This is a genomic window from Halapricum desulfuricans (assembly GCF_017094465.1).
Classification (GTDB): domain Archaea; phylum Halobacteriota; class Halobacteria; order Halobacteriales; family Haloarculaceae; genus Halapricum.
Genome location: NZ_CP064791.1, coordinates 1133133 through 1147032, shown reverse-complemented (window position 1 = coordinate 1147032; position 13900 = coordinate 1133133). Strand labels below are relative to the sequence as shown.

Below are 13900 nucleotides of genomic sequence, written 5' to 3'. Positions count from 1 at the left end.
GTTTATACCGTCAACTTGCGATGCAGCGGGTATGCCGACAGTTTCGGTCGAGACGAACGACCGATCGGAGGTTTTAGACGTAACGGACGCTGTCACCGAAGCGCTGCCGGAGAACGCGGACGGAGTCGCGACGGTGTTCGTGCAGCACACGACCGCTGGGGTGACAGTCAACGAAGCGGATTGACCTCCTCGGGGATCTGGCCGACGCGCTGGATCAGCTCGTTCCGGATACGGGGTGGGCACACGACGAGATCGACGACAACGCTGACGGTCACGTCCGGGCGCTACTCGTCGGGCCGAGCGTGACCGTTCCCGTCAGCGACGGCCAGCTTGATCTCGGCACCTGGCAATCAGCACTGTTGGTCGAGTGTGACGGACCTCGTACGCGCGAACTTCGGGTCACAGTCGTCGATGCATAGCGAACGGCCAGATATCACAGTCGTCGATACATAGCGAACGGCCAGATTTCGTGCGATCGGCCCGACATCAAACTGTTTCGGCATGGTGGTAAGGGGGCTGTAGTGCCCAGCAATGGATATGGCAGATGTGGCAGTTGTCTGGTTTCGCCGCGACCTTCGCGTCCACGATAACCCGACGCTCCAGCGGGCCCTCGAAGAAAACGACCGCGTCGTCCCGCTATACACGTTCGAACCTGGGCTGTTCGGAGCCAGGAGCCGCTGGATCGACGAACCTCGGATCGGACGCCGCCGAGCGCGGTTCGTCCGCGAGAGCGTTCAGGACCTTCGACAGCGAATGCACGAACGCGACGGCGAGTTGCTCGTCCGCCACGGCGATCCCGGGTCAGTCGTTCCCGCCGTCGCCGAGTCCGTCGACGCCGACGCAGTCCACGCCCAGCGGCTTCCCGGAACTGAGGAGCGTCGGACTGCATCCGCCGTCGAGAGCGAACTCGAATCAGTCGGCGTCGATCTGACGACCCACTGGACCCACACGCTACACGCGATCGAAGACCTGCCGACGGCAATCGAGCACGTCCAGGACACGTTCACGCCCTGGAAAGACAGCGTGGAAGCGAACTCGTCAGTTCCCGAGCCACTGGCTCCGCCCGAGTCGGTTCCCACACCCGACATGGATGGGGGGTCGATCCCGACGCTGTCGGAGCTGGGATACGACGAACGGACGGATGACACACCCGGCGACGACACGCCGATGCCCGTCCCCGGCGGGGAGTCGGCGGCCCTGGAGCGACTGCAGACGTATATTTTCGAGCGCGACCGGCTGCGGGAGTACCGTGAGACGCGAAACGGATTGCTCGGGATGGACTTCTCCTCGAAGTTCTCGCCGTGGCTCGCACAGGGCTGTCTGTCGCCGCGACGGGTCAAGCGGGCGGTCGATCGATACGAGCGCGAGCGCGTCTCGAACGACTCGACGTACTGGCTGGTGTTCGAGTTGCGCTGGCGTGACTTCTTCCAGTTCCAGCTCGCGAAACACGGCGACGCGTACTTCACGCCCGGCGGAATCCAGGACCGTGAGATCGTTTGGAACCGCGACGAGACTGCCTTCCGGCGGTGGGCCGACGGTGAGACCGGCTTCCCGTTCGTCGACGCGGCCATGCGGGAGCTGGCAGCGACGGGCTATCAGAGCAACCGCGCCCGTCAGAACGCCGCTTCCTTTCTGGCGAACACGCTCCGGATCGACTGGCGCTGGGGGGCTGCCTACTACGAATCCAGTCTACTCGATTACGACGTCGCCTCGAACTACGGCAACTGGGCGTACGTCGCCGGCGTCGGAACCGATTCGCGCGACCGGGCGTTCGACGTGCTCTGGCAGGCACACAACTACGACCCCGACGCCGAGTACGTCCGTCACTGGGTGCCCGAGTTAGCGGATCTCCCACCCCGGTACGCCCACGAGCCCTGGCGGATGGACGCCGACGAACAGGCGCGCTACGGTGTCGAACTCAGGGTCGAGTACCCCGAGCCAATAGTCGACCCCAACATGCACTTCGATGGCCCCTCGTCGTAGGTCTCGATGAGGGAACTACTCCTCGTAGATATCCTCGACCTGGTTGTTGAACCGCTGGAGGATCGTCCGGCGCTTTTTCTTCAGCGAGGGCGTCAACAGCTCGTTGTCGGGCGTCCACTCCTCCGGCGTGAGTCGGAACTGTTTGACCTGCTCGACCGGTTCGAGGTTCTCGTTGACCCGTTCGACTTCTTCGCCGATCCACTGGCGGACGCGCTCGTCCTGACAGAGCCGCGTGCGATCGTCCGGCAGGTCGATCCCCTCCCGCTCAGCCCAGCGTTCGAGTCGCTCGAAGTTCGGCGCGATGAGCGCACTGACGAACTTCTGGCCGTCGCCGACGGCCATGATCTGTTCGACCCGTTCGCTGGTGGCGAACTCGTTTTCGATCCGGCCCGGGGCGACGTTCTTGCCCGTATCGAGCACGAGGATCTGTTTCATCCGGTCGCGATAGATCAGATACCCATCAGCGGTCTGCTCGACGATGTCGCCAGTCCGGAACCAGCCGTCGTCGGTGAACACGCGCTCTGTGTCCTCGGGAAGCTCCCAGTACCCGGGATAGACGTTCGGGCCCTTGACCTGTAGCTCTCCGACTTCGCCCTCGGCGTCCGGAAACTCCTCGTCGGTGACCAGTTCCGTGTCGAGACGCGTCTCCACGTCGACGACCGGCGGTCCGAGCGTCCCGGGTCGGACGTCCTCAGGTGGGTTGACGGACACGACCGGCGACGTTTCAGTCAGACCGTACCCCTCCAGGATCGGAAGTCCCATCCCGAGGAACAGCTCGGCCAGTTCGGTACCGAGGCTCCCACCGCCGCTGACCATGAACTCGACGTTGCCACCGAGCCGGCTCCGGACGCTCTCGTAGACCAGATAGTCCGCCAGCCGATGTTTGGCCCGAAGCAACGGTCCCGGCGGATCCGCCCGGGCATAGGCTCGGGCCACGTCGACTGCCCACTCGAAGATCCGCTGCTTGGTCGCCGTCTCGCCGGCCGTGTCCCGCATCCGGCCGAAGATCCGTTCGTAGATCCGCGGGACGCTCGTCCCGGTCTGTGGCCGGATCTTGTTGATGTCCTCCGGAATGGTGTCCGGGCTCTCGGCGTACCCGACAGTCGCGCCAGTGGCGAACATGAGGAAGTGGCCCGCGGTCCGCTCGAAGACGTGCGCCAGCGGGAGAAACGAGATCGTCCGCGTACCGCTATCCAGAGTGGGGACATCCTCGGGCTTGTCGGGGCGTGGCCCGATCCGCTTGCGGGTCTGGTTGACGTTCGACCGGAGGTTCCAGTGGGTGAGTTTCACGCCTTTGGGCGTGCCCGTCGTCCCAGAGGTGTAGATCAGCGTCGCCAGGTCCCCGGGGTCGCGCTCTCCCAGCCAGCCCCGATAGGCGGACTCCTCGAACGCGTCCGCGCCGAGGCGTGCGACCTCGCCCAGCGTGTAGATGTCCTCGCGGTCGCCGTGACCGTAGATCTCGTCCATAGCGACGATGAACTCCAAGTCGAGGTCGTCTTCGACCTCCAGCACGCGATCGAGCAGGTCGCCGTTTTCGACGACGACCCCGATCGCATCGGGATCGCCCAGCAGGAACCCGACCTGCTGTGGCGAGGACTCGGTATAGACGGTCGTGACGACACCGCCAGCCGCGAGCAGCGCGAAATCGGTCTGGGCCCACTCCATGCGCGTGTTCGCGAAGATGCCGACCCGATCGTCGCTGCCTACCCCGAGTTCGCGAAACCCCGCCGCCAGATGGCGGACGCTCTCGCGCATCTCCGCGTACGTCAGCGCCCGGTAGCGACCGGACTCCGAACCCGGCGTCTCGGTCGCCGGCAGCGTCCGCTCGTAACAGCCCGTCTTGTACAGCTGCGCGTCCTGCGCCGCGTTGCGATCGGCCGCCCCTTCGAACATCTCCGCGAGCGTGTCCCGCCCGACCACCGCGTCTGTGTGCTCCCGTTCCGCGTCACGCCAGCTCCGCGTGTCCATACCCGGCTGTTCGAATCCCTTATGAATAATCATCGTGGAAGAGGCAATCGGGGCGATGCGATCGGCCCGGGGCGGACGTGGCGCGGCCACGGCGGCTCGGACCCCAACACCTTTGATAGTGGTCCTCGTACACACGGGTACCGTTCGCGGGGTCGTCGATAGCTGTTGCAGGCGGTTTTGGCAAGGGTTAAATGGATGCCGCCAATAGGTAGCTGTAGTATCTCGAACAGCCTTCTCTAGTCGGTCAACCCACACCACACATGGTAGATGTAAGCCAACACGAACTCGTCCCGGACCACACCGTCCTCGACAGCGACGAACTCGAGGACGTGCTCGCAGAGTACGACATCAAAAAGACTGATCTGCCGAAGATCAAACGAACCGATCCCGGGCTGCCGGATGACGCCGGGGTTGGCGACGTGATCAAGGTCGAGCGCGATTCGCGAACCACAGACCGAGCGGTCGTCTATCGACTCGTAATCGAGTAAGCATGGATACAGAACAACGCCGAACCATTTCACGGGAATACTTCTCGAAGGATCGCCTCGCCGAACACCACTTCCGCTCGTTCAACGCCTTCCTCGAACGGGGGATGCAGGAGGTCGTCGACGAGAAGGCGACCATCGAAACCGATATCGGGGACAAGGAAGGCCAGGAGCCCGTCTGGGTCGAACTGGGCGACGTCCGCGTCGTCACGCCCCGGGTTCGTGAGGCCGACGGTAGCGAGGAACTGCTGTACCCCCAGGAAGCCAGGTTGCGGAACATCACCTACTCCGCGCCGGTCTTCATGGAGATGGCTATCGTCAAGGGCGGCGAGGAAGAGGAAGAGCGGGTCGTCGACCAGACCGAGACCAAGATCGGTCGCATGCCGATCATGGTCGGGTCCGAGAAGTGTAACATCGCCGGCTTCTCCGACGAGGAACTAATCGACATTGGCGAGGACCCCGCCGACCCCGGTGGCTACTTCATCGTCAACGGGTCCGAGCGAGTGCTGATGACCAGCGAGGACCTCGCCCCGAACAAGATCCTCGCAGAATACGACAGCAAGTACGGCGACGAGGTCCAGGTCGCAAAGACCTTCTCACAGCGCCGGGGCTATCGCGCGCTGGTGTTGACCGAACGCACCCGCGACGGATTGCTGGAAGTGTCGTTCCCCTCGGTCTCGGGCTCGGTCGACTTCGTCACGCTCGTACGTGCGCTCGGGTTGGAATCCGACGAGGAGATCGTCCACCGCGTCAGCGACGACCCCGAGATCGTGAAGTTCATGCTGGAGAACCTGGAGGCCGCCGACGTCCAGACGACCGAGGAGGCCATCGAGAAGCTCGGGAAACGGGTCGCCTCGGGCCAGGGCAAAAACTACCAGCTCAAACGTGCCAACTACGTCATCGATCGCTATCTCCTGCCGCACCTTCACGAGGACGGCATCGACGAGGAGGAAGTCCGGATCAACAAGGCCTACTACCTCTGTCGGATGGCCGAGGCCTGCTTCGAGCTGGCGCTGGATCGGCGAGAGTCCGACGACAAGGACCACTACGCCAACAAGCGCCTGAAGGTTTCCGGCGACCTCATGCGGGACCTCTTCCGGACGGCGCTGAACAAGCTGGCGCGCGACGTGAAATACCAGCTCGAACGCGCCAACATGCGCAACCGTCAGCTTTCGGTTTCGACGGTCGTCCGATCGGACGTTCTCACGGAGCGACTGGAGCACCCACTCGCGACCGGCAACTGGGTCGGTGGCCGCTCCGGTGTGAGCCAGCTCGTCGATCGGACGGACTTCATGGGCGTTCTCTCTCACCTCCGGCGGCTTCGCTCGCCACTCAGTCGCAGCCAGCCACACTTCGAAGCGCGGGACCTGCACGCCACCCAGTGGGGTCGTATCTGTCCCTCCGAGACGCCGGAGGGTCCGAACTGTGGGCTCGTGAAGAACTTCGCGCAGGCGATGGAGCTGAGCCAGAACGTCGAAAACGAACAGAATCTGAAACAGTCGCTCGCCGATATGGGAGTTCAGGGCATCCCCGGCATCGAGAGCATCGAAACACAGCCCGCGGACGATTAATATGAGTCAGGGACGCGACGCGAAAGTCTACGTCAACGGAAGTCTGGTCGGCACGCATCCCGACCCCGAACAGCTCGCCGAACAGATCCGCCAGGCCCGCCGCCGCGGTGAGGTCAGCGAGATGGTCAACGTCTCGGTCAAAGACCGCACCGACGAGGTCATCGTCAACGCCGACGCCGGCCGGGCACGACGACCGCTGATCGTCGTCGAGGACGGCGAACCGCTGTTGACCGAGCGGGAAGTCGAACTTCTCGAAGCGGACGAGATCGACTTCCAGGACCTGGTCGATCGCGGCTACATCGAGTTCATCGACGCCGAGGAAGAGGAGGACATCCTCGTCGCTGTCGAACGCGAGGAACTCACCGAGGATCACACGCACCTCGAAGTCGATCCCCAGCTCATCTTCGGGATCGGCGCGGGGATGATCCCCTACCCCGAGCACAACGCCAGTCCCCGGATTACGATGGGGTCAGGGATGATCAAGCAGTCCCTCGGGCTGCCGAGCGCGAACTACCGGGTCCGACCCGATACCCGCCAGCACCTGCTGCACTACCCGCAGCTGTCGATGGTCAAGACCCAGACGACCGAACAGATCGGCTACGACGACCGGCCCGCCGCACAGAACTTCGTCGTCGCCGTCATGTCCTACGAGGGGTTCAACATCGAGGACGCGCTGGTCATGAACAAGGGCAGCGTCGAGCGGGCACTCGCTCGCTCGCATTTCTTCCGGACCTACGAAGGCGAGGAACGGCGCTACCCCGGCGGCCAGGAGGATCGCTTCGAGATCCCGGATGACGAAGTCCGCGGTGCTCGCGGCGAGGACGCGTACACCCATCTAGACGAAGACGGACTGGTCAACCCCGAGACCCGCGTCGACGAGAACGCGGTCCTCCTCGGGAAGACCTCACCGCCGCGGTTCCTCGAAGAACCGGACGACATGGGTGGGCTCTCCCCGCAGAAGCGCCGCGAAACGTCGGTGACGATGCGCTCGGGCGAGTCCGGCATCGTCGACACCGTCACGCTGATGGAAGGCGAGGACGGTTCGAAGCTCTCGAAGGTCAAAGTCCGGGACGAACGGATCCCCGAACTGGGGGACAAGTTCGCGTCCCGACACGGCCAGAAGGGCGTCGTCGGTCACATCGCACCCCAGGAGGACATGCCCTTCACCGAGGAGGGCGTCGTGCCGGATCTCATCCTCAATCCCCACGCGCTGCCCTCGCGGATGACGGTCGGACACATCCTCGAGATGATCGGAGGGAAGGTCGGCGCGCTGGAAGGTCGCCGGGTCGACGGCACCGCCTTCACCGGCGAAGACGAGGAGGAACTGCGCGACTCGCTGGAGGAACACGGATTCGACTCCAGCGGCAAGGAAACCATGTACTCCGGTGTTACCGGCGAGAAGATCGAGGCCGACATCTTCGTCGGGGATATCTTCTACCAGAAGCTCTACCACATGGTCTCGAACAAGATTCACGCTCGCTCGCGCGGCCCGGTGCAGGTGCTGACCCGCCAGCCCACCGAGGGTCGTGCCCGGGAAGGCGGGCTCCGGATCGGGGAGATGGAACGGGACGTCTTCATCGGTCACGGGGCAGCGATGACCCTCAAGGAACGGCTGCTCGATGAGTCCGACCGGGAGTTCATCCCAATCTGTGCTGAGTGTGGGATGGCCGCCGTCGAGAACGTCGACCAGCGCCGGGTCTACTGTCCGAACTGCGGTGAGGAGACGGATGTCCACGAGATCGAGATGAGCTACGCGTTCAAGTTGCTGCTGGACGAGATGAAGGCGCTGGGCATCGCACCGCGGATCGAACTGGAGGACGCAGTCTAACAATGTCAGGCCACGCACCAAAATCGATCGGAAGTCTCAGCTTCGGGCTGATGGACCCCGAGGAGTATCGGGATATGAGCGCGACCAAGGTCATCACGGCCGACACCTACGACGACGACGGGTTCCCCATCGACATGGGGTTGATGGACCCGCGTCTGGGCGTGATCGACCCCGGGCTGGAATGTAAGACCTGCGGCAAGCACAGCGGATCGTGCAACGGCCACTTCGGCCACATCGAGCTGGCCGCCCCCGTGATCCACGTCGGCTTCTCGAAGCTCATTCGCCGGCTGCTGCGCGGAACCTGCCGTGAGTGCTCGCGGCTCACCCTCGACGAGAACGAACGCCAGGAGTTCCGCGACCGCCTCGACCGGACGCGCGAGCTCGGCGACGATCTCAACGACGTCACCAAGGCCGCGATCCGCCAGGCCCGCAAGAAGGACTACTGTCCCCACTGTGGCGCGGTCCAGTACGACATCAACCACGAGAAACCCACGACCTACTACGAGGTCAAGCAGGTGCTCTCCTCGGAGTATCCCCAGCTAATCGCCGCCGCGATGGAGCCCGACGAGGAGGACGAGGAGCCGATTGCGCCACACGAGCTCGCTGAGGAAACCGGAATCGACGACAGCCGGATCCAGGACATCCTCTCCGGGGAGTTCCGCCCCCGAGAGGAGGACCGCCGGGCCATCGAGAAGGCCCTGGATGTCGATCTGACCGAGGAGGACATGGACAAGCTGATGCCCAGCGACATCCGGGACTGGTTCGAGGACATCCCGGACGAGGACCTGAAAGTGCTGGGGATCGACGCCGAGAAGTCCCGGCCGGAGTGGATGATCCTGACTGTGCTGCCGGTCCCGCCGGTCACGGCACGACCGTCGATCACGCTGGACAACGGCCAGCGTAGCGAGGACGACCTCACCCACAAGCTGGTGGACATCATCCGGATCAACCAGCGGTTCATGGAGAACCGCGAGGCCGGCGCGCCCCAGCTGATCATCGAGGACCTCTGGGAACTGCTGCAGTACCACGTCACCACCTTCATGGACAACGAGATCAGCGGGACGCCACCGGCTCGACACCGCTCGGGTCGGCCGCTCAAGACCCTCTCTCAACGCCTGAAAGGCAAGGAAGGTCGCTTCCGCGGGTCGCTGTCCGGGAAGCGTGTCAACTTCTCCGCGCGGACGGTCATCTCGCCGGACCCGACCCTTAGTCTGAACGAGGTCGGGGTCCCGGACCGGGTCGCCACGGAGATGACCCAGACGATGAACGTCACCGAGCGCAACCTCGAAGAGGCGCGACGGTACGTCCGAAACGGTCCGGAGAGCCATCCGGGCGCGAACTACGTCCGCCGACCGGACGATCGCCGGCTGAAAGTGACCGAGAAGAACTGCGAGGAACTCGCCGAGAAGGTCGAGGCCGGCTGGGAGGTCTCCCGACACCTCGTCGACGGCGACATCGTGATCTTCAACCGCCAGCCGTCGCTGCACCGGATGTCCATCATGGCCCACGAAGTGGTCGTGATGCCGTACAAGACCTTCCGGCTGAACACCGTCGTCTGCCCGCCGTACAACGCGGACTTCGACGGCGACGAGATGAACATGCACGCCCTCCAGAACGAGGAGGCCCGTGCGGAGGCACGCGTGCTGATGCGCGTCCAGGAGCAGATGCTCAGTCCGCGCTTCGGGGAGAACATCCTCGGAGCCATCCAGGACCACATCTCCGCGACGTACCTGCTAACTCACGAGAACCCCCATTTCAACGAGACCCAAGCGCTGGATCTGCTGCGGGCGACCAGCGTCGACACGCTGCCCGAACCCGACGGTGAGGAAGACGGCACGCCCTACTGGACCGGCCGCTCGATCTTCTCGGAGCTGCTGCCGGACGGGCTCGACCTGGAGTTCACCTCCAGTGCGGGTGATACCGTTCTCATCGAGGACGGCCAGCACCTCGAAGGCACGATCGACGAGGACGCGGTCGGCGCCTTCGGCGGGGAGATCGTCGACACGATCGCAAAACAGTACGACAAGACCCGTGCCCGGATCTTCATCAACGAGATCGGGACGCTTGCGATCCGAACGATCATGCACTTCGGGTTCTCGATCGGGATCGACGACGAGTCGATCCCGCCGGAGGCCCAGGAACAGGTCGACGAGGCCATCGAGAACGCCTACGAGCGCGTCCAGGAACTCATCGAGACCTACGAACGGGGCGAACTCGAATCCCTGCCGGGTCGCACGGTCGACGAGACCCTCGAGATGAAGATCATGCAGACGCTCGGCAAGGCCCGCGACTCCGCGGGTGACATCGCCGAGGATCACTTCGCCGACGACAACCCCGCGGTCATCATGGCCGACTCGGGGGCGCGTGGGTCGATGCTGAACCTCACCCAGATGGCCGGCGCGGTCGGCCAGCAGGCGGTTCGGGGCGAGCGGATCAACCGCGGCTACGAGGACCGCACGCTCTCACATTACCGGCCGAACGACCTCAGCGCGGACGCCCACGGGTTCGTCGAACACTCCTATCGCGAGGGGCTGGAACCCAAGGAGTTCTTCTTCCACGCGATGGGTGGCCGCGAGGGCCTGGTCGACACCGCCGTTCGTACCTCCAAGTCCGGCTACCTGCAGCGACGCCTGATTAACGCCCTCTCCGAACTGGAGACGCAGTACGACGGCACCGTCCGGGATACGTCGGACACGATCGTCCAGTTCGAGTTCGGCGAGGACGGCACCTCGCCCGTCGACGTCTCCTCCGCGGAGGAAGAAGCTGCCGTCGACGTCGAGGACATCACCGACCGGATCCTCGACGAAGAGTTCGAAGACGAGACGGAAAAACAGCAGTTCCTTGGCACCGAGAAGCGACCGACCAACCTCTCGGAGCACGCCGACGACTGGTGGCTCGCGGAGGGTGATGACTGATGAGCGAAACACAATACCACGCTACGGATCGATTCGAGTACGTCGACGAGGACGTCGAAGTTCTCGTCGAGGACACGGATCTGCCGCGCCGCCTGAAGAACGAACTCTACGAGACGATCGACGACCGCGGCGGGATGGACCTCGACGCCGTTGAGGAGATTGCCTCCGCAGTCGAATCCAGGTACGTCGACACGCGCGTCGACCCACTGGATCCGGTCGGGACCGTCTCCGCCCAGTCGATCGGGGAACCCGGAACGCAGATGAGCGTTCCCTACGATGAGGACGTTCTCGTCCGGCGCGACGGCGAGACTGACGTCACCGAGATCGGCTCGCTGATCGATGGCCTCATGGACGTACGTGAGACCGCCGACGTCGACGGTCACGAAGTTACGTCCGGCCCAGAGGGCATGGAAGTGCTCTCGTTGCGTGCAGACGAGCGTACCGAATGGAAACCGCTCGAACAGGTGAGTCGCCACGAAGCACCGGACGAACTGCTCCGGTTCGAGCTTGAATCGGGGCGGTCGATCCGAGCGACGAGAGCACACTCGTTCGTGACTCGACAGGACAACGAGGTCGTACCCGTCGCGGGCGATGACCTCGACGAGGGCGACTGGCTGCCAGTCGTCCGGTCGTTTGACAGCGACCAGCAGGAAACTGTCGACCTTCGCGAGCACCTCCCGACGAGCGACTACTGGTACACGTCGGCGCTGACCGATGGCGGGACAGCCACACTGCCGGGTGGTGAAGATCAGATCCGGAACAAACGCCAGGCGCTCGAAGCTGGCGACCTCGACGAACACGCCGTCTACCCGGTACAGGGAACTGTAGGGCTACCCGAACGGTTCCCGCTCGACGAGGAGACCGGATTCTTCCTCGGCGCGTTCCTCGCTGAAGGGAGCCTGACAGATCACTACGTCTCGATTTCGAACGTCGAAGAGACGTTCCAGAATCGCGTTCGCGCGTTCGCTGGGCGCTTCGACCTCTCGGTGAACGAGTACGAGAACGACAGCGGATTCGCGACTGGCTATGACATCCGCGTCAACGGCACCGTTCTGGTGGACTTCCTGCGAGCCACCTGTACTGAGGACGGTTCGAAGGTCGTTCCGGACTTCGCGTTCGGTGCGACGACTGAGTTTGTCCGTGGCCTGCTCTCAGGCTACTTCAGCGGCGACGGGAACGTCAGCAAAAACGCCGTTCGGGCCAGTTCGACAAGCGACGAACTGGTCGATGGTGTTTCCCTGCTCCTGTCACGATTCGACATCTACGCGACCTTCGGGCAGCAGGACGATTCCAAGACGCTTCGCGTCCCGAAGAAGTTCGTCCCGGCATTCGCGGATCGAGTTGGGATGGTCGGCGAGCGTGGCAGCGAACTGGCTGCGCTGGCCACTGAAGTCGATGTCGACGGACCGGACGCGAGTGACCAGATTCCGAACTTCGGCGAGTCGCTGAAAACCGCTGCCAAGGAAGCTGGAATTCCCTCGCGTCAGATCAACAGTGCCCACAAGCGCCAGCGGATCGGGCGCAACCGTCTTGCTTCGCTCGTCGAGATGATCGACGAGCGGACTGACGAGAATCCGTCGGAACTCGACACACTTGAACAGGCTGTCGATGGCGATATCGTCTGGGAACGGATCGAATCGATCGAGACGATCGAACCCAACCACGAGTACGTCTACGACTTCTCGGTGACCGGACTGGAGACGTTCACCACGGCACAGGGCGTCGTGACCCACAACACCATGAACACGTTCCACTACGCGGGGGTCGCCGAGATCGACGTGACCCAGGGGCTGCCGCGACTCATCGAACTGGTGGACGCCCGGAAGACCCCGGACACCCCGATGATGACGGTCCACCTCGAGGACGAGTACGCGACCGAGCGCGAGCGTGCCCACGAGGTCGTCTGGAAGATCGAGGCGACAAAGATCCTCGCACTGGGGGACATCTCGACGAACGTCGCGGACATGCTCGTCCAGATCGACCTCAATCCCGACACACTGGCTGAACGGTGGCCAACGGTCGACGACGTCGAGGTCGTCGCCGAGGAGATCGCCTCGACTATCGAGGGCGCGCTGGGCGTCCAGACTCGCCAGTCCGGCACAGCCATCGAGTTCGGTCCCGAGGAGCCGTCCTACCGGGACCTGCTGCAGCTGGTCGAGGACCTGCGTGAGATCGTCTTCAAGGGGATCGAGGACGTCTCCCGCGTCGTCATCCGCAAGGAGGACACGGAAGAGGGCGAGGAGTTCGTCCTGTACACCGAGGGATCAGCCCTCGGCGACGTCCTGGACATCGAGGGCGTCGACGCCTCCCGGACGACGTGTAACAACATCCACGAGATCTATCGCCAGCTGGGCGTCGAGGCCGCCCGCGAGGCGATTATCAACGAGACGATGGACACCCTCGCGGAACAGGGGCTTGACGACGTCAACGTCCGTCACCTGATGTTGGTCGCGGACATCATGACCAACGATGGCGAGATCGAGTCGATCGGTCGCCACGGCATCTCCGGCAACAAGGACAGCGTCCTGGCGCGAGCGGCCTTCGAAGTCACCGTCTCGCACCTGCTCGACGCCGCGATCCACGGCGAGGTCGACGGACTCGACGGTGTCACTGAGAACGTCATCGTCGGCAAGCCGATCAAGCTCGGTACCGGCGACGTGGACCTGCGGATGAACCCCGGCAAGGGCGGCTCCGCAGACTGATATGACGATCACGCTCAGCGACGAAGCGCGCCAGCTCATCCCGATTATCGAGGACGAGACCGGTGCGACCGTCCGCGATTGCGTGATCGACGAGACGTTCGATCGGCTGCTCGTGCTGGTGAAAGCCGGCGAGATGGCACGGGCGATCGGCCCTGGCGGCGAAACTGTCCGTGAACTCGAATCGCAACTCGACCGGTCGATCAAGTTCGTCGAGGACGGTCCCGCAGCCGAGGACGTCATCGCCAGCGCACTCGCTCCCGCCGCGGTGTACAACGTCACGATCAGCGAGAACGACGACACCGTCGCCTACGTCGAAGTCGATCAGGAAGACACCGGCGTCGCGATCGGCAAGGACGGCCGCAACATCGATGCCGCGCGAACGCTGGCGAAACGACACTTCGATATCGACGGCGTCGAGTTGACCTGACCGGACGCGACCTCCGTTCTA

8 protein-coding genes and 1 pseudogene are annotated in these 13900 nt (G+C 63.8%); 8 read left to right on the top strand and 1 reads right to left on the bottom strand.

All coding sequences use genetic code 11. The features are described 5' to 3' along the window. The first annotated feature begins 31 nt into the window (after positions 1-31). Both HSEST_RS05885 and HSEST_RS05880 read left to right on the top strand, forming a co-directional pair. Positions 32-419 (top strand): annotated as a pseudogene (locus tag HSEST_RS05885) (secondary thiamine-phosphate synthase enzyme YjbQ). Between the two features lie 118 nt (positions 420-537). Next, positions 538-1983 (top strand): DASH family cryptochrome, encoded by a 1446-nt coding sequence (locus HSEST_RS05880; RefSeq protein ID WP_229122761.1) that lies wholly within the window; start codon positions 538-540, stop codon positions 1981-1983. Between the two features lie 15 nt (positions 1984-1998). Here the strand turns inward: HSEST_RS05880 and HSEST_RS05875 are convergent, their stop codons facing one another. After that, a complete protein-coding gene (locus tag HSEST_RS05875) occupies positions 1999-3951 on the bottom strand; it encodes an AMP-dependent synthetase/ligase (protein ID WP_229122760.1) in 1953 nt (650 codons plus the stop codon). A gap of 260 nt (positions 3952-4211) precedes the next feature. Here HSEST_RS05875 and HSEST_RS05870 point away from each other — a divergent pair, with 260 nt between their 5' ends. The 6 genes from HSEST_RS05870 to HSEST_RS05845 are packed head-to-tail and all read left to right on the top strand — an operon-like array spanning position 4212 to position 13879. Next, entirely contained in the window at positions 4212-4439 is a 228-nt protein-coding gene (locus HSEST_RS05870) for a DNA-directed RNA polymerase subunit H (RefSeq protein WP_229122759.1), read from the top strand. Positions 4440-4441: 2 nt separating this feature from the next. Further along, positions 4442-6007, top strand: a complete 1566-nt coding sequence (locus tag HSEST_RS05865; protein ID WP_229122758.1) for a DNA-directed RNA polymerase subunit B'' — start codon at positions 4442-4444, stop codon at positions 6005-6007. A 1-nt stretch (position 6008) separates the two neighbouring features. Continuing rightward, positions 6009-7835, top strand: coding sequence for a DNA-directed RNA polymerase subunit B (gene rpoB / locus HSEST_RS05860; RefSeq protein ID WP_229122757.1), 1827 nt, complete (start codon positions 6009-6011; stop codon positions 7833-7835). Between the two features lie 2 nt (positions 7836-7837). Continuing rightward, complete coding sequence (locus HSEST_RS05855) at positions 7838-10750, top strand: DNA-directed RNA polymerase subunit A' (protein WP_229122756.1); 2913 nt, start codon at positions 7838-7840, stop codon at positions 10748-10750. Then, a complete protein-coding gene (locus HSEST_RS05850) occupies positions 10750-13452 on the top strand; it encodes a DNA-directed RNA polymerase subunit A'' (protein ID WP_229122755.1) in 2703 nt (900 codons plus the stop codon). Before HSEST_RS05855 ends, HSEST_RS05850 begins: the two co-directional genes overlap by 1 nt. A gap of 1 nt (position 13453) precedes the next feature. Next, positions 13454-13879, top strand: a complete 426-nt coding sequence (locus HSEST_RS05845; protein ID WP_229122754.1) for a NusA-like transcription termination signal-binding factor — start codon at positions 13454-13456, stop codon at positions 13877-13879. The last annotated feature ends 21 nt before the right edge of the window (positions 13880-13900 follow it).